This window comes from Nocardiopsis sp. NPDC055824, assembly GCF_053616335.1.
Window position 1 is genome coordinate 6,067 of record NZ_JBSHDN010000106.1, and the last position, 15,546, is coordinate 21,612.

Here is a 15,546-nt window from a genome sequence, read left to right on the forward strand (position 1 = left end):
TCCTACGACACCGGCAACCACACCCGGGGGGACCACGCGGGCACCGGACTCCCCGAGTTCGACACCGGCACCCACACCCGCCCCTCCTACGACACCGACTCCTTCACCCGATCCGACTACGACACCGGCACCCACACACGGGGGGACCACGCGGGCACCGGACTCCCCGGCTACGACACGGGCACCCACACGCGGCCCTCCTACGACACCGGCAACCACACCCGGGGGGACCACGCGGGCACCGGACTCCCCGAGTTCGACACCGGCACCCACACCCGCCCCTCCTACGACACCGGCACCCACACCCGCCCCTCCTACGACACCGACTCCTTCACCCGCTCCGGCTACGACACCGGCAACCACACACGGTCCTCCTACGACACCGGCAACCACCAGCGCCCCTCCTACCCCGACGGCAACACCCCCCTGTGGGGTGAGAGCGGCGGCACGTTCGGCTCCCCGAGCGCGCCCACCGTTCCCGGCGTGCAGGGCGGCGGCCCCGGGCTGCCGGGAGGCCCCGGATCCGCCGGCGGACCGGCGGCGCCCGGCTCCCATGCCGGACCCGAGCGGGAGGCTCCGGCGCCCGGCGTGCCCTCCCCCTTCAACGGCGGACCCGTCGGCCACCCCGGACACCCGGGCGGACAGGACGGCACTCCGTACCCGGGCGGCCCGCAGGGCTACCCCCCGCTCCCGCCCACGGGCGGCTATCCCGCCGAGCAGCTGCGCGGCGAGGTCCCGCCGGGCTACGGCGGCTACCAGGACCAGGGGGACCGGTTCGGGCGGCCGTCCGGCCCCGGCGGTCCGGGCAGCGGCTACTCCGAGATGCTGGGCGGCTCCTACCCGGCCCAGCAGCCACAGCAGTCGCAGCCCGACTACGGCGGCTACCCGCCGCTGGACGGGTGGCAACAGCACGGCGACGAGGGACGGCCGGACGGTCCCGGGGCGCCGGGCCCCTACCCGCCCGAGCAGCCCTACGACCAGCGGGGGTACGGCCAGGAGCGTTACGAGGGCGGGTACGAGGACGGCCGCTTCCGCTGAACCGGTGCGGTCCGGACGGCGCTGACGCGCCGTGACCGGCCCGCGCCGCCGGACCCCGTCCGGCCCCACCGCTTCACATCACCGAGGTGCACGGGACAACCCCGTCACCTCGGTGTTTTTTCTGTCCTGATTTGTCCCCACGCCTTGTGAAGCCGGGAAAACAGTCACGGAAACCACAACAGATGGTAACCCTGAGCTACGGAAGTTGACTACAGTTGGTGATTGACAGGCGACCCTTCGGGGTTCCGTCGTGTTCACGCGTTCACCCGCACACCCCCCGATCCGGACACCGTCGTCCCCGTGCGCCTACGCCTCATTTGCCTGGTCCAACCCGAACGGAGCAACCATGCGCAACGACGCCCAGGGAGTACAGCCCGACGCACCGCCCGCAACCGCGGCGCCACCGGGCAGCCACAAGGACCGCAAGGGGGTCGCCGCCGACGTCGGCGCCTCCCTGGTGGTCTTCCTGGTCGCCGTCCCACTGTCACTCGGGATCGCCGTCGCCTCAGGCGCCCCGCTCATCGCAGGAATCATCGCCGCCGTCGTCGGCGGTATCGTCGCCGGACTCGTCGGCGGTTCGATGGTGCAGGTCAGCGGCCCGGCCGCCGGGCTGACGATCATCGTCGCCGACCTCATCGCGACCTACGGCTGGCGGGTGACCTGCCTGATCACCCTGCTCGCCGGTCTGGTCCAGCTCGTCCTCGGGGCCGTGCGCATCGCCCGCGCGGCCCTGGCCGTCTCCCCCGCCGTCGTGCACGGCATGCTGGCCGGGGTGGGCGTCACCATCGCCCTGGCCCAGCTGCACGTGGTCCTGGGCGGGGCCCCGCAGAGCTCGGCGGTGGCCAACATCGCCGACCTCCCCCACCAGATCGCGCACAACCACTCCGCCGCCGTCGCCGTCGGGGTCATCACCATCGCGATCATGTTCACCTGGAACAAGCTGCCGTCCTTCGGGAGGCTGCGCCCGGCGGTGGTCCCGGCCGCGCTGGTCGCGGTGGGCACCGCGACCGCCATCGCGACCGTCGGGGGCTGGAGGGTCGAGACCGTCTCCCTCCCGGACTCCCTGGCGGACGCCTGGAACGGACCGGTGCTCCCCGCGGCCGGGCAGTGGCACGGCATCGCCGTCGGCGTCGCCACGGTCGCCCTGGTCGCCAGTGTCGAGTCCCTCCTCGCCGGGATCGCCGTGGACCGCCTGCACAACGGCCGCCGGATCATGCTCAACCGGGAGCTCTTCGGCCAGGGCGCGGCCAACACCGTCAGCGGCGCCCTGGGCGGCCTGCCCGTCGCGGGCGTGATCGTGCGCAGCACCGCCAACGTGCGCGCCGGGGCGCACACGCCCCGGTCCACCATCCTGCACGGTGTGTGGATCCTTCTGTTCGTCGCCTTCTTCGCACACGTGGTCGAGCTGATCCCGATGGCCGCGCTGGCCGCGCTCCTGGTGTTCATCGGCGTCCAGATGGTCTCGATCGCCCACCTGCGCAACCTGCGGCGCCACCACGAGGCCAGCGTGTACCTGGTGACCCTGTTCGGCGTGGTGCTCCTGGGCCTCATGGAGGGGGTGTTCATCGGTTTCGCCCTGGCCATGATCGTGTCCCTGCGCAGGCTCACCAAGCTGACCGTGACCACGGAGGAGCGCGACAGCCGCGTCCACGTCACGGTGCACGGCTCGCTCACCTTCCTCGGGGTGCCTCGGCTCGCCCACGTGCTGCGCACCGTCCCCGAGGGCGCCCAGGTCGACCTGGACCTGCACGTGGACTTCATGGACCACGCCGCGTTCGAGGCCATCCACGCCTGGCGCGTGGACCACGAGCGCACCGGGGGCGCCGTCGACATCGACGAGGTGCACGAGAGGTGGTACGCGCGCAGCTCCACCAGTTCCGCCCCCGCCTCCAAGACCGCGCCCGGCGGCCTGGCGCGCTGGTGGGCGCCGTGGGGCATGCGCCGTGTCCCCGAGGAGACCGCGCGTGAGGTCAACCCCCTGGGCCTGCTCACGGCCGGCGCCCGCGAGTACCACTCCAGCACCGCCGACCGGATGCGGTCGCTGATGGGCCGGCTGTCCCACGGACAGCACCCGACCGCGCTGTTCATCACCTGCGCCGACTCGCGGGTGGTGCCGAACCTGATCACCTCGAGCGGCCCCGGCGACCTGTTCACCGTCCGCAACGTCGGCAACCTGGTGCCCAGGCGGGGAACCCCCGGCGACGTGTCGGTGGGTGCGGCGGTCGAGTACGCGGTGAACGTCCTGCGGGTGCCGTCGATCGTGGTGTGCGGACACTCGCACTGCGGCGCCATGAAGGCGCTCCTGGAGAAGGCCCACCAGGAGCCCGGGGACGCGCAGACCTCGCACATGTGCCGCTGGCTGGCGAACGGGCACGAGAGCCTGGTGCGGGCGGGGGAGGCGTCCGGGGCCCTGGCCGGCCTGCCCGCCGCGGAGGCGCTGAGGCGGCTCGCCCAGGCCAACGTGGAGGAGCAGCTCGGCAACCTCATGGGATACCCGGTGGTGCGCGAACGCGTGGAGTCGGGCGACCTGGAGCTGTCGGGGATGTACTACGACCTGGAGACGGCGAGGGTCCACCTGCTGGACACCGCGACCGGGGAGTTCCGTCCTGTGCAGGGCGTGGGCGATCCCGTTCCGCACCCCCGACCGGGTGCGGACGGGGATCAGCTGTTGGAGGAGTCGTCGCCGGGCGCGTCGTCACGCTCGTCCTGCTGAACGCCTGAGGCCTGGTAGGAGGCGAGCATGACGATCGCCACGATGGCCAGGACCGGCAGGCCGAAGAGGACCACCCAGAAGACGGTGGAGTCGAACAAGAGTCACCCATTCCCGTGAACGCGGATGCCCGTCGGGCCGTCGACCCCGGACGTCGGCCCACGGACGCACGCGCTCCGGCACTCGGCCCGGGGTATGGAGCGCAAGGGCCAATCTATCGGTGCGCATGGGCGGCAGGCCATCACCGGCAGGCTGTATGCCTGTACCCATAGGACTTCCCGCGCCCCAGGGTTCCCACGCGCCGCGCGCGTCGCACCCCCGCCCGGGGCCCGGCAGGGCTCCGGGCGGGGGCGGCGGCGGGCCGATCGAGGCCGCCGCCCCACCATCCGCGGCCCGGTCCGGACAGCGCACCGCCGTTCGTCGCGGCCCCGCGCCGTCGGTGCGGCCGTGCGTTCCCCGCGGGGGGCTCCGCGAGGGCCTCGGGCCGGAGCGCCGGCCCCGGTGCCGGGCAGGCCGACAGAGAACGTGGAGGGGGAAGGCCTGCTGTAGAAAGGATGTCCCGGGTCCCGCTCCCACCCCCGAGCAAGGAGACGGCTCATGGACGAGATGACACGAATCCGCCGTGTGGTCGGATGCCTGGTGGTCTCCACCTCGATGTCGTTGGCGGCCCTCGGTCTGGGCACGACGACGGTGGGCGGCCACTGGCTGATGTGGGCGCTGTGGGCGTGGTGGGGGGTCCTGGCCGCGGTGACGGTGTGGGCGGTGGTGATGGTCCACCGCATCGGCAGCCGGAAGGAGTACCGGTGATCCTCCCCCGGGAACCGGAGGGGCGCGGGACGGAAGACCTGCACGCCTCGGGCTGAGCCCGCCCGTCCGGATCCAAGGTGCGGGAAGACCTGCCTCTACCTCGCCACCTGCTTTCCCGGCCTGCCGCCGGCCCCGCGATCCATCCCGCGTCCGTCCCGGGTCAAGCCCGGACAGGGCAAGGCATCCGCAGATGAACAGGGGTGTCGGTGGGGGCGGACCCGCGAGCGAATTTCCGGGTATTCGCAGGTCAGGAAGGTGTGGAGGGGGGAGTCGGCCGGTAAGCCGGATTCTGTCGGTCCCCGGAGGGACCGGACGGTCATCCATCTGGGGCCGCCGTTGCCGACGGCCTCGGTGCGGTCTACCCGCGGACTCGGGCGGGCCGCCCTCGAACATCCGCGCAGGAGCCCGGAGGCTCCCTTTTTGACCTTGCTCCGGGTGGGGTTTACCAAGCCGCCCGGATCACTCCGGGCGCTGGTGGTCTCTTACACCACCGTTTCACCCTTACCACCGCGAGCGGTGGCGGTCTGTTTTCTGTGGCACTGTCCCGCGGGTCGCCCCGGGTCGGTGTTACCGACCACCCTGCCCTGTGGAGTCCGGACTTTCCTCGAACCCGCGCACCTGGCGCGGTCCGCGACCGTCTGGCCGACTCCCCTCGCCCCGCATTCTACGCCCGTTCCGGTCCTTCCCGGCCCGCCCCGTCCCGGACGGGGGCCAGGTGGGCGGTGTCGTTGAGGGAGCGCACGAGCATCGGCCCGTCGGAGAAGACGTCCACCTCGGTCAGGCAGGCCGTGTCCAGGTGCATCCGGTACAGCGCGGCCAGCGGCGCCAGGACGGCCTGCTGCACCGTCAGCTTGATGGGGGTCACGTGCGTGACCACGAGGACGGTGCGCCCGCGGTGGCGTTCGACCAGCGCGTCGCGGGCCTTCGCGACCCGGCGGGCGACCGCCGCGAAGCTCTCCCCGCCCGGCGGCCCGACCTCGGGGTCGGCCAGCCAGCGGTCGACCGCCTCGGGCGCGCGCTCACGGGCCTCGGCGAACGTCAGTCCCTCCCACGCGCCGAAGTCGGTCTCCACGAACCCCTCGTCCACCTCGACCGGCAGTCCGAGCTCCTCCGCGGCGCGGGCCGCCGTGTCCCTGGCGCGCAGCAGGGGCGAGGACACCACGGCGTCGATCGGCCGCGCGGCCAGGCGGCGCGCGGCCGCCCCGGCCTGCGCGCGGCCCTCCTCGGTGAGGGGGATGTCGCCCCGGCCCGCGAAGCGCCCCTCCACCGACAGGGGCGTCTGCCCGTGTCGGAGCAGGACGAGCCGGGTCGGGGCGGTGTCGGGGGCTCCCCAGCCGGTGCTCACTGCTCGGTCCGGCCCCCCAGACCGGATTCCTCGGTCCGCACCAGGATGCGGCGGCAGTCCTCGCAGCGCACGACCTCGTCGGCGGCGTGGGCGCGGATGTCGTTGAGCTCGACCGTGCTCAGGGCGAGCTTGCAGCCGCCGCAGCGGCCGTAGCGCAGCGGCGCGGCGCCGATCCCGTCGTACTGGGCGCGCAGCTTGTCGTAGAGGGCCAGCAGGTCGGCGGGGATCTCCCCCGCCACGCGCTCGCGGTCCTGGGCGACGCGGGTGCGGTCCCACTGGATCTCGGCGGCGGCGGTGTCGCGGCGGGCGACCACCGCGGTGTGCTCGGCGACGGCCTCCTCGCGCTCGGCGGTCAGGCGGGCCACCGTGGCGTCCAGCGCCTCCGCCCGCTCCATCACCTCCAGGACGACCTCCTCCAGCTCGGCCTGGCGGCGGCCCAGCGAGGCGATCTCGGACTGGAGGTTCTGCAGCTCCTTGGCGTTGGTGATCTGGCCCGACTCCAGGCGCTTGGCGTCCCGGTCGGCGCGGCTGCGCACCTGGTCCACGTCGCTCTCGGCCTTGCGCTGCTGGCGTTCGACGTCGGAGACCTTCGTCTGCGCGGCGATCAGGTCGGTCTCGAGCCGGTCGGCGCGTTCCTTGAGCCCGGCCGCCTCGGCGATCTCCGGCAGGGTGCGGGCCCGGTGGGCCAGGAGCTGGAGCTCGGAGTCCAGTTCCTGGAGGTGGAGCAGTCTGGCCTGTGCGGCGGGTTCGGCTTTCACTTGTACACGTCTCCTGGGGTGGCTGGGGAAGGCGAGAACGCCGCCCGCGCCCTACTCTGTGCGGCTCTGTGCAATTGGTGTCGGGGCCGCCCCTCGCGGGGCGGTGTGCTCTCAGACGTGCGGCAAGGCCTGTGACCAGGCGTCCGTCACCGTCGTCGAGACGCGTGTCTCCACGTTAGTCCCCCCGGGCTGCCCCGCGCGCCCGAGTGCGTCCACGAGACGGGCCGCCCCGTCCGCGAGCCAGGGCCACTCACTGGCGAAGTGGGCGGTGTCGATCAGGGCCGGGCCGCCCGGGTTCTCCACGAACTCCGAGGCGGGGTGGTGGCGCAGGTCGGAGGTGACGAACACGTCGACCCCGGCGGCGCGGGCGGCGCCGAGCAGGGAGTCCCCCGCTCCCCCGGACACGGCGACGGTGCCCACGACGCGGTCCAGGTCGCCGGCGACGCGGACCCCGGCGGCCGTGGCGGGCAGGGCGCGGGCCACCTGGGCGGCGAAGTCGCGCAGGACGACCGGGCGGTCGAGGGCGCCGATCCGGCCGATGCCCCGGTGGCCCTCGGGGTCGGTGGTGTCGGGGTCGAGGGGGCGCAGCGGCCCGGTGACGCCGACGGCGCGGGCGAGCGCGTCGGAGACCCCGGGCGAGGCGGTGTCCGCGTTGGTGTGCGCCGTGTACAGGGCCGTTCCCGAGCGGATCAGGCGGTGGACGACCCGCCCCTTGGGGGTGTCGGCCGCCACGCTGGTGACGCCGCGCAGCATCAGCGGGTGGTGGGTGATGATCAGGTCCGCGCCCCAGGTGAGGGCCTCGTCGACGACCGCGTCGACCGGGTCGACGGCGAACAGGACCTTCGCGACGTCCTGCGCCGGGTCGCCGGCCACGAGTCCGACCGCGTCCCAGGAGGCCGCCCAGTGGGGCGGATAGACCTCCTCGAAGGCGGAGATCACGTCGGACAGGCTGGGGTGCTGGGTCGAGGAGCTCACGGCCATGAGACTAGCGCTCTCCCCGCCGACCGGCGAAGCGGTCGCAGCCGTGTCCGAGGCGGGCGCCGAGCGCGCGCAGCCGGTCGGCCACCCCGGGAGGGGCGTCGAGGTCGAACTCGGCGCCGAGGGCCAGCACGGCCAGCGCGTACTGGCAGGCCAGGTCGACGGAGTCGGTGCTGATCCTGACCAGGCACGTGTCCGGCCCCAGGGGTTCGATCCAGCCGGGGAAGGGGCCGTGGACGCGGGCGCGCAGGTCTGCGGCCGGCATCCGGACGGTGATCCGGGTGGTGTGCAGGTAGGTCGCCGCGGCGAACGTCCGCACCAGGTGGGCGGCCGGATCGGGCGCGGGCAGCTCCCGGGGGGTGAACCGCCCGTGGGTGGCCCGGGGCCCGATGATGCGGTCGGTCCGGAAGGTGCGCCAGTCGTCGCGGGCGGTGTCGTGCGCGATGAGGTACCAGTGCCCGCCGTGGGAGACCAGGTGGTGGGGTTCCACCCGGCGGGAGCGGACCGCGCCCGACCGGTCCCGGTAGTCGAAGTCGGTGACCACGCGGTCGCGGCGGTGGGCGGCGAGCATGCCGAGCACCGACGGGTCCGCGCTCGCGGGCGCAGCGGGGTGGGCCACCGCGGACGTGGTGTCCCGGACGGCGGCCAGGCGCGGGCGCAGCCGGGCCGGCAGGACGCGTTCGAGTTTGGCCAGGGCCCGCAGCGCGCTCTCCTGGACCCCGGTGACGGTGACCAGGCCGAGGGCGATGGCGACGGCCTCGTCGTCGTCCAGGAGCAGGGGCGGGAGGTCGTTCCCCGAGGCCAGGCGGTAGCCCCCCGAGATTCCCGGGGTCCCCTCCACCTGGTAGTCGAGGTCGCGGAGCCGCTCGACGTCCCGGCGCAGGGTGCGCGCGCTGACGCCGAGGCGCCCGGTGAGCTCCGCGCCGCTCCACTCCCGCCTGGCCTGCAGCAGGGACAGCAGGCGCAGCAGCCGTTGGGGCATCCCCTTGCGGACCGATTCGCTCATGGATCCAGTCTGCCGGACATCGCGGTCACGTTGTGACCGCATCGGTTCCTACGGTGGCGCTGTGAACGAGACGAAGTGGAGCGCGGACATGTCGGAGATCCAGAACGCGGGGAAGGACCGGGGCCCGGCGGGTACCGGGGGCGGCACGCCACGGGCGGCGGAGTCCCTGGCGGCCCTCGTCGCCGGGCCGGTGCACGCGCCCGGGTCGGAGGGCTACGAGACGGCCCGCACGGGGATGCAGCTGCTGGACCGCCACCTCCCGGTCGCCGTGGTGGAGGCGCAGGACGCCGGGGACGTGCGGGCGGCCGTGGCCTGGGCCGCCGGGCGGGGCCTGCGGGTCGCGGCCCAGCTGACCGGGCACGGTCTCGGCTCGGGTCTCGGTGGCGGGGAGGCCGCGGCCGGCGACGGGGAAGGCGGGACGGAGCGGCGGCAGGAGGGCGCCGCCGGGGCGGGGGGCGACCGGCCGCCGGCCGGCGTCCTCGTCGCCACCGGCCGCCTGCGCGGTGTGCGGGTGGACCCCGGCCGGGCGACGGCATGGGTCGGCGCGGGATCCACGTGGCAGGACGTCATCGACGCCGCCGCGCCGTACGGGCTGGCGCCCCTGTCGGGCAGCGCCCCGGGGGTGGGCGCGGTGTCGTACACGCTGGGCGGGGGCGTGGGACTGCTGGCCCGCCGGTACGGGTTCGCCGCCGACCACGTGGCGCGGCTCGACATGGTGACGGCCGACGGACGGCTGCGCGAGGTGACGGAGGAGGCCGAACCCGAGCTGTTCTGGGCCGTGCGCGGCGGAGGCGGCGCGTTCGGCGTGGTCACCGGGATGGAGATCGGCCTGTTCCCGGTCGCGCGGCTCTACGGGGGCAGCCTGTACTTCGACGCGACCGCCGAGCCGGGTGTCCTGGACGCGTGGCGGCGGTGGGCGGAGACGACCCCGGAGGAGCTGACGTCGGGGGCCTCGATGCTGGCGTACCCCGACTTCCCGGGCGTCCCGGAGGCGATGCGGAACCGCCTGGTCGTCCAGGTGTCGGTGGCCTGGTCGGGCCCGCCCGGGGAGGGGCCCGCCCTGGTGGAGCCCCTGCGCTCGGCCGGTCCGGTGCTGGCCGACACCCTGGCGGAGCTGCCGTACGCCGGGTCGGGCGCCGTCTTCGACGAGCACGATGACCCGGCCGGGTACCGGGGGCGCAGCGTCCTGGTCGACGGACTGGACGCGGAGTCGCTGGGCGCCCTGACCCGGCTGGCCGGGACGGCCCCGTCGATGTGCGTGGTCGGGGTGCGGCACCTGGGCGGCGCCCTGGCACGCGAGCCGGGGAGCGCGAACGCGGTGGGGCACAGGGACGCCGCCTACGCCCTGACGGTGCTGACGTTCGCCGACGGGGAGGACCCCGGGGCGTCGGAGGCCCTGCGCGAGCGGGCGGCGGGGCTGGTCTCCGACAGGGCGGTGGGGCGCTCGTCCACCCTGGGCTTCGGACCGATGGACGGGGCGGCGGTGCGCGAGGTGTTCGACCCCGGGGCCTACGCGAGGCTGACCCGGGTGAAGGCCGAGTTCGACCCGGACGGGGTGTTCCACTCCAACCGTCCGATCCCGCCGTGCGGCTGACGGGCTCTGCGGGGGCGTCGCCGGTGTGGCGCGTGGACCCCTGCCCGCGGCGAACGCGCACTCACGGCCGGTCCCCGCCGGAGGGACGGGACCGCCGCGGGACGGCGCGCCGGGCCCGGGGATCCGGCCGGATCCCCGGGCCGGTGTGAGCACCGGCACGGACGGTCCGCGCCCGGCGCCCCGTAGGCTTGACCGGCGATGAGCAACAGTGAGCAGCGGCGGCCCGCGTCCCCGGTCGGAGCCCACGTCCCGGTGGCCGGTGGCATGGCCGACAAGGGACTGGCCTACGCCGAGCAGATCGGCGCCGAGACGGTCCAGGTGTTCGTGTCCAACCCCCGCGGGTGGGCGACCAACGGCGGCGACCCCGGACAGGACGCCCGGATGCGCGAGCGCACCGACCTGCCGAAGTTCGTGCACGCCCCCTACCTGATCAACCTGGGCACCCCCGGCGACGAGACGGCCGGGAAGTCGGTCGCCTCCCTGGAGCACGCGCTGCGACGCTCCGCGCAGATCGGCGCCCTGGGCGTGGTGGTGCACACCGGCTCGGCGGTGTCCGGCGGACGCGAGGCGGGCCTGGCCCGCACCCGGGAACGGCTGATGCCGCTGCTGGAGAGGGTCGGCGAGGACGTCCCCCCGGTCCTGCTGGAGCCGATGGCCGGCCAGGGCCAGGTGCTGTGCGCCACCGTCGACGACCTCGCGGCCTACTTCGAGGCCCTGGAGTGGCACCCGCGGGTGGGCGTGTGCCTGGACACGGCGCACCTGTTCGCGGCCGGGCACGACATCTCGACGGTGGAGGGCATGCGCGCGGCGCTGGACCGCTTCGGCGAGGTCGTCGGCGCCGACCGCCTGAAGGTCGTGCACTGCAACGACTCCAAGGCGCCCTGCGGGAGCAACAAGGACCGGCACGAGAACATCGGCGCCGGACACATCGGCGCCGAGCCGTTCGGGGAGCTGTTCCGGCACCCGGTCACCGCGGGCGTCCCGCTCGTCCTGGAGACCCCCGGCCCCGCCGACCCGCACGCCGCCGACGTGGCCACGCTGAAGAAACTGCGCGAGGGGGCCTGACGCCTCCCCCGGCGCCGGCCCCCGGTTCCGGGCCGGTTCCTCCCGCGCGCGGGTGCGTCCCGCCGTTCCCGGATCCGTCGGCCTCCGCCGCCTCGTCGCACGCGCGTGCGGCGTCGGCGACGGCATGGCGCGCGTGGAGGACCGCGACGGCCATCACCAGGCCGCCGGCCACGAACGGCAGCGCCAGGTCGATCCGTCCCAGGAGCCCGCCCAGGAACGCGCCCACCGGGGACAGGCCCCAGCCCACGGTGCGAAAGACCGTGGACGCGCGCCCGCGCACGTGGACGGGGACGACCACCTGGAAGTAGGGGGACCCCGCGATGTTGCTCACGGCCAGGCAGAACCCCAGGAACGCCCAGGCGGGCAGGGCCACGAGGGCGTGCGGTGACAGGCCCATGGCGACCGCGGCGGCCGCCACCCCCAGGTAGCCCGCCATCATCACGGCCCGGCGGCCCAGGGCGGTGACCAGCCGAGCGGTCAGCGCGGACCCGAGGAGCCCGCCGACCGCGATCCCGCCGACGAACAGGCCGTACAGCGCCGCCGGGACGCCGAGTTCGTACCGCGCGAACAGGACCAGGACGGCCATGCCCATCTGGATGCCGATCATCATCCCGGCGTTGGCGACCATGAGCCTGCGCAGCACACCGTGGCCGAAGACGTAGCGGAACCCTCCGACCAGGTCCTCCACCGCGCTCCGCCGCGGCGCCCCGTCCCCCGGCCCGGCGCCGGCGTCCTCCGCCCCGGGCACCGGCCCGCTCCTGCGCAGGCGCGGCACCAGGCCCAGCACGAGGACGGCGCACAGCGCGTAGGCCCCGCCGCCCCGGCCACCGGGGCCACGGCGGCGACGGCGAACAGCAGGCCGCCCACGGGGGACCCCAGGCAGTCCTGGACGACGAGGCGGCCGCCCTCCATCCTGCCGTTGGCGCGGTCGAGCCGGTCCCTGGCGACCACACGGGTGACCAGCAGGCGGCTCGCGGGGTCGGTCACCGTCTCGCAGCTCATGACCAGGAACATCGCCGCGTACAGCACCCAGAGGGTGGCCTGTCCCGCCGCGACCGCGACGGCGAGGCCGGCGATGGTCACGGCCGAGACGGCGGTGGAGACGGCCATGGCGCGCAGCCGGTCGACCCGGTCGAGCAGCACCCCGGAGAAGGGGCCCAGGAGCAGCCAGGGCAGGTAGCGGGCGACGAGGAGCCCCGACACGGCGAGCGGGTCGTGGGTGAGGGTGGCGGCGACGAGCGGCAGGACGATGGCCAGCACGCCGTCGCCGAGGTTGGTGGCGACGGTGGCGGCCCAGAAGCGGTGGAAGGGCCCGCCCAGGGGGGCGGGGCGGCGGGGGGAGGCGGCCGCTCCGCCGCCGGTCGGAGCGGGGGTCGCGGAGGCGGGGTCCCCGGCGGGAACGGCGGGAACGGTCTCCCCTTGCTGGGGCTCGGGCGGCGTGGTCACGGGGTTCCTCCAACTCGGGGGGGGTACGGAGGGCGCGGGGGCCGGCTCGCAGGTCAGGACCCCCCGGGGGCGCCCTCCTCCGGGTCCCGGCCCCGGGGCCCGTCGGGGGCCTCGGGGGACGCCGGGCGCCCGCCGCCCGGGAGGTGGGGGAAGAGGTTCGTCTGGAGCTCGACGTTCTCGGTGTCCGGGTGGCTCCCGGACGTGCGCCCCTGGTACCGCGCGGCGAACGCCCTGAGGAAGTCCGTGAGGGCCCGGCCGAACTCGCGGCTCTCCTCCGGGGTCATCCGCACGGTGGTGACCGAGTCGAAGGCCGCGTCCTTCCACCGGCGCACGTCGGCCGACTGCTCGGTCCGCCAGACGCTCGCGGTCCACTCCCTGAACCGCGCCTCCCTCTCCTGGTAGTAGCGGCCGAGGACCGTCTCCGCGACCGTGCGGGTCTCGGGGTCGCCGAGGAACTCGTGGCCGCGCATCCTCCAGCCCCCGGGCCGGATCCGCCACCACCGCTCGCGGCCCCCGGACCGGCCGGGGTCGGCCTCGATGAACCCGTACCGGGACAGCTGCCGCAGGTGGTAGCTGGTCGACCCGCTGCTCTCCCCCAGCCGCCGGCCGAGGATGGTGGCGGTGGCCGGGCCGTCGAACGTGAGCTCGTCGAGGAGGCGCGCGCGCAGCGGGTGGGCCAGGCCGCGCAGGGCCTGCGCGTCGATCTGCATCGACGCCGGGGCCCCGGGGGCCGGCGGGTGCTCGTGGTCGTCGCTGTCCGTCATGACCCCACCCTAAGACAAAAGCCTCTTTGCAAAGAGAGGTCTGCAAAGTTTTCTCGGCATCGGTCGTCACGGGCGGGGCCGCCCGTCCGCGCGACCGCCCGAGCGCTCCGGCCCGACCCCGCCCGCGGCCGCGAGACCCGCGACGGCCTCGTCGCACAGGCGGGCGCCCTCCGCGATCGCCTTCCGGAAGACCACGACCCCGCCCACCATGACCGTGCCCCCGACCAGGCACGGCAGGACGAGGTCGATCCGGCCGAGGAGCCCGCCCATGAGCGCGCCGAGCGGGGCCAGGCCCCAGCCGACGGTGCGGAAGACCGCCGAGACCCGGCCCCGCAGACGGTCGGGGACCACGGTCTGGAAGAAGAGCGAGCCGGCGATGTTGGAGGTCGTCATGCAGAACCCCAGCAGCCCCCAGGCCGCCCCGGCGACCCACACCTGGGGGAACAAGCCCATCAGCACCAGGCACACGCCCATTCCGGCGTGCCCGCCCACCATGACGGCCCGGCGGCCGACCGCGGCGGCGAGGCGTGTCACGACCAGCGAGCCGGCCACGCCCCCGATCGCGACGGTACCCAGGAAGACCCCGTAGAGCGCCGCGCCCACCCCCAGTTCGCGCTGGACGTAGAGCACCATCACGGCGGTGCCCGTCTGCATGCCGATCATCGTCGCGGCGTTGTTGAACATCAGTCCGCGCATCACGCGGTGCCCGAGGACGTGGCCGAACCCCTCCCCGAGCGAGCGCAGGACCCCCTGGCCGGCGTCGGCGCCCCCGCCGGCCTCAGCCCCTCCCGCGTCCGTGCCGTGCGCGGCAACGGGGGTCGCGGCGCGGCGCAGCAGGGCCGCGACGGTCGCGGCGAGGACACCGCACAGGGCGTAGGACAGGGCGACGCCCGCCACCGGCAGCACGGCGGCGACCGCGAAGAGCACACCCGCCACCGGTTTGGCCACGCAGTCCTGCGCGATCAGCCGCGCACCCTCCAGGCGGCCGTTGGCCCGGTCGAGGAGCCGCCCGGGTACGACCCCGGCCACCGTGATCCGGGTGGCCGGGTCGGTGACGGTCTCACAGCAGACCACCAGGAACAGGGCCGCGTACAGGAACCCGACCGCGGCGTTGCCCGAGGCGATCACCAGGGCGAGCAGGGCGACCGCCGCGGCGGCGATCCCGTTGGACACGGCCATGGCCCGGAGCCGGTCCACCCTGTCCAGCAGCACTCCGGCAAGGGGTGCGACCAGGAGCCAGGGCAGGAACCGGGCGGCCGCCAGCCCCGCGACGGCCAGGGGGTCGTGGGTGAGGGTCGCGGCGACGAGGGGGAGGGCGGTGACGAGCATCCCGTCGCCGAGGTTGGTGAGGGCGCCGGCGGCCCAGAGCCGGTGGAAGGCCGCGCCGAACCGGGCGCTCGGGGCCGCGGCGGGCGGGGAGGTTTCGACGGCCATGGGGGGCTCCTGTGGGTCGGGGTGCCTCCACCGTAAGCCAAAGTTTTCTTTGCAAAGAGGAGTCTGCAAAGAAAACTTTGTCGATACGGAGCGCATCCGCACCGGCGGACGAACGAACCCCCACCGCTCCTCGTCCGCCCGGCGCCCATGGGCGACAATGGACGCGTGCCCCGTACACGGGCGGGTCGAGGAGAGGAGATGTCGCCGGATGGAACCGGTCTCCATGGTCATCGGAGCGACGATCGCGCTCGGCGGTTTCCTCTTCGGCCGCCTGATGACCCAAAGGCAGTCGAGGACCGCCCTGGAACAGCAGCGCAGGCAGGAGCAGGCCCGCGTCCTGAGCGGTCCGCAGAACCCGCAGCCCCTCTGCGGCTGCGGCCACCACCTGGTCTTCCACGACCAGGAGACCAAGAGGTGCCAGACCCAGGTGGTCATCCCCGGCCGCTGGACGGGGCAGACCAGCTCCACCTATCGGCAGTGCATGTGCCAGGGGTACCGCGGCCCCCTCCCCCTCGACGAGTACTACGCCCCCGACTACCTCAACGGGACCGACGGCTGACCCGGCCCCGCCCCGTCCCGACGGCGGGGCGGGGCCGGTCCC

13 protein-coding genes, 1 other RNA gene and 2 pseudogenes are annotated in these 15,546 nt (G+C 74.6%); 6 read left to right on the forward strand and 10 right to left on the reverse strand.

The features are described from left to right. Window positions 1–1,038: pseudogene (locus ACWGL3_RS20240) on the forward strand (hypothetical protein); the annotation flags it as partial. A gap of 346 nt (window positions 1,039–1,384) precedes the next feature. Then, a complete protein-coding gene (locus ACWGL3_RS20245; protein ID WP_267949114.1) occupies window positions 1,385–3,751 on the forward strand; it encodes a bifunctional SulP family inorganic anion transporter/carbonic anhydrase in 2,367 nt (788 codons plus the stop codon). Here the strand turns inward: ACWGL3_RS20245 and ACWGL3_RS20250 are convergent. Beyond that, window positions 3,700–3,849, reverse strand: coding sequence for a hypothetical protein (locus ACWGL3_RS20250; protein ID WP_267949113.1), 150 nt, complete (start codon window positions 3,847–3,849; stop codon window positions 3,700–3,702). The two genes, ACWGL3_RS20245 and ACWGL3_RS20250, sit on opposite strands and share 52 nt — an antisense overlap. Before the next feature lie 496 nt (window positions 3,850–4,345). Here ACWGL3_RS20250 and ACWGL3_RS20255 point away from each other — a divergent pair, with 496 nt between their 5' ends. Continuing rightward, complete coding sequence (locus ACWGL3_RS20255) at window positions 4,346–4,555, forward strand: hypothetical protein (protein WP_267949112.1); 210 nt, start codon at window positions 4,346–4,348, stop codon at window positions 4,553–4,555. 262 nt (window positions 4,556–4,817) lie between these two features. On the opposite strand, the gene rnpB is transcribed toward ACWGL3_RS20255, so the two are convergent. The 5 genes from rnpB to ACWGL3_RS20280 all read right to left on the reverse strand — a co-directional run bounded on the left by rnpB (window position 4,818) and on the right by ACWGL3_RS20280 (window position 8,642). Further along, an RNA gene (rnpB, locus tag ACWGL3_RS20260) (RNase P RNA component class A) lies at window positions 4,818–5,205 on the reverse strand. Between the two features lie 14 nt (window positions 5,206–5,219). After that, window positions 5,220–5,900, reverse strand: a complete 681-nt coding sequence (locus ACWGL3_RS20265; RefSeq protein WP_267949111.1) for a histidine phosphatase family protein — start codon at window positions 5,898–5,900, stop codon at window positions 5,220–5,222. Then, entirely contained in the window at window positions 5,897–6,658 is a 762-nt protein-coding gene (locus ACWGL3_RS20270) for a zinc ribbon domain-containing protein (protein WP_452461670.1), read from the reverse strand. The genes ACWGL3_RS20265 and ACWGL3_RS20270 overlap by 4 nt, the downstream gene beginning before the upstream one ends. Window positions 6,659–6,769: 111 nt before the next feature. Next, entirely contained in the window at window positions 6,770–7,639 is an 870-nt protein-coding gene (locus tag ACWGL3_RS20275) for a Nif3-like dinuclear metal center hexameric protein (RefSeq protein ID WP_452461671.1), read from the reverse strand. Window positions 7,640–7,643: 4 nt separating this feature from the next. Beyond that, window positions 7,644–8,642 (reverse strand): helix-turn-helix transcriptional regulator, encoded by a 999-nt coding sequence (locus ACWGL3_RS20280; protein ID WP_452461672.1) that lies wholly within the window; start codon window positions 8,640–8,642, stop codon window positions 7,644–7,646. On the opposite strand from ACWGL3_RS20280, the gene ACWGL3_RS20285 reads away from it, so the two are divergent. Further along, window positions 8,641–10,236, forward strand: coding sequence for an FAD-binding oxidoreductase (locus tag ACWGL3_RS20285; protein ID WP_452461673.1), 1,596 nt, complete (start codon window positions 8,641–8,643; stop codon window positions 10,234–10,236). The genes ACWGL3_RS20280 and ACWGL3_RS20285 overlap by 2 nt on opposite strands. Window positions 10,237–10,434: 198 nt before the next feature. Continuing rightward, window positions 10,435–11,301: a deoxyribonuclease IV gene (locus ACWGL3_RS20290; protein WP_267949106.1), complete on the forward strand. Its 867-nt coding sequence runs from the start codon at window positions 10,435–10,437 to the stop codon at window positions 11,299–11,301. On the opposite strand, the gene ACWGL3_RS20295 is transcribed toward ACWGL3_RS20290, so the two are convergent. The 4 genes and pseudogenes from ACWGL3_RS20295 to ACWGL3_RS20310 form a co-directional block, all read right to left on the reverse strand. Beyond that, window positions 11,204–12,088: an MFS transporter gene (locus tag ACWGL3_RS20295; protein ID WP_452461674.1), complete on the reverse strand. Its 885-nt coding sequence runs from the start codon at window positions 12,086–12,088 to the stop codon at window positions 11,204–11,206. The genes ACWGL3_RS20290 and ACWGL3_RS20295 overlap by 98 nt on opposite strands. 107 nt (window positions 12,089–12,195) lie before the next feature. Beyond that, window positions 12,196–12,747 (reverse strand): annotated as a pseudogene (locus ACWGL3_RS20300) (MFS transporter); the annotation flags it as partial. A gap of 53 nt (window positions 12,748–12,800) precedes the next feature. Next, window positions 12,801–13,511 (reverse strand): ArsR/SmtB family transcription factor, encoded by a 711-nt coding sequence (locus tag ACWGL3_RS20305; RefSeq protein WP_267949104.1) that lies wholly within the window; start codon window positions 13,509–13,511, stop codon window positions 12,801–12,803. Between the two features lie 66 nt (window positions 13,512–13,577). After that, window positions 13,578–14,945, reverse strand: a complete 1,368-nt coding sequence (locus ACWGL3_RS20310) for an MFS transporter (RefSeq protein WP_267949103.1) — start codon at window positions 14,943–14,945, stop codon at window positions 13,578–13,580. Window positions 14,946–15,153: 208 nt separating this feature from the next. On the opposite strand from ACWGL3_RS20310, the gene ACWGL3_RS20315 reads away from it, so the two are divergent. After that, window positions 15,154–15,504 (forward strand): hypothetical protein, encoded by a 351-nt coding sequence (locus ACWGL3_RS20315; RefSeq protein ID WP_267949102.1) that lies wholly within the window; start codon window positions 15,154–15,156, stop codon window positions 15,502–15,504. The last annotated feature ends 42 nt before the right edge of the window (window positions 15,505–15,546 follow it).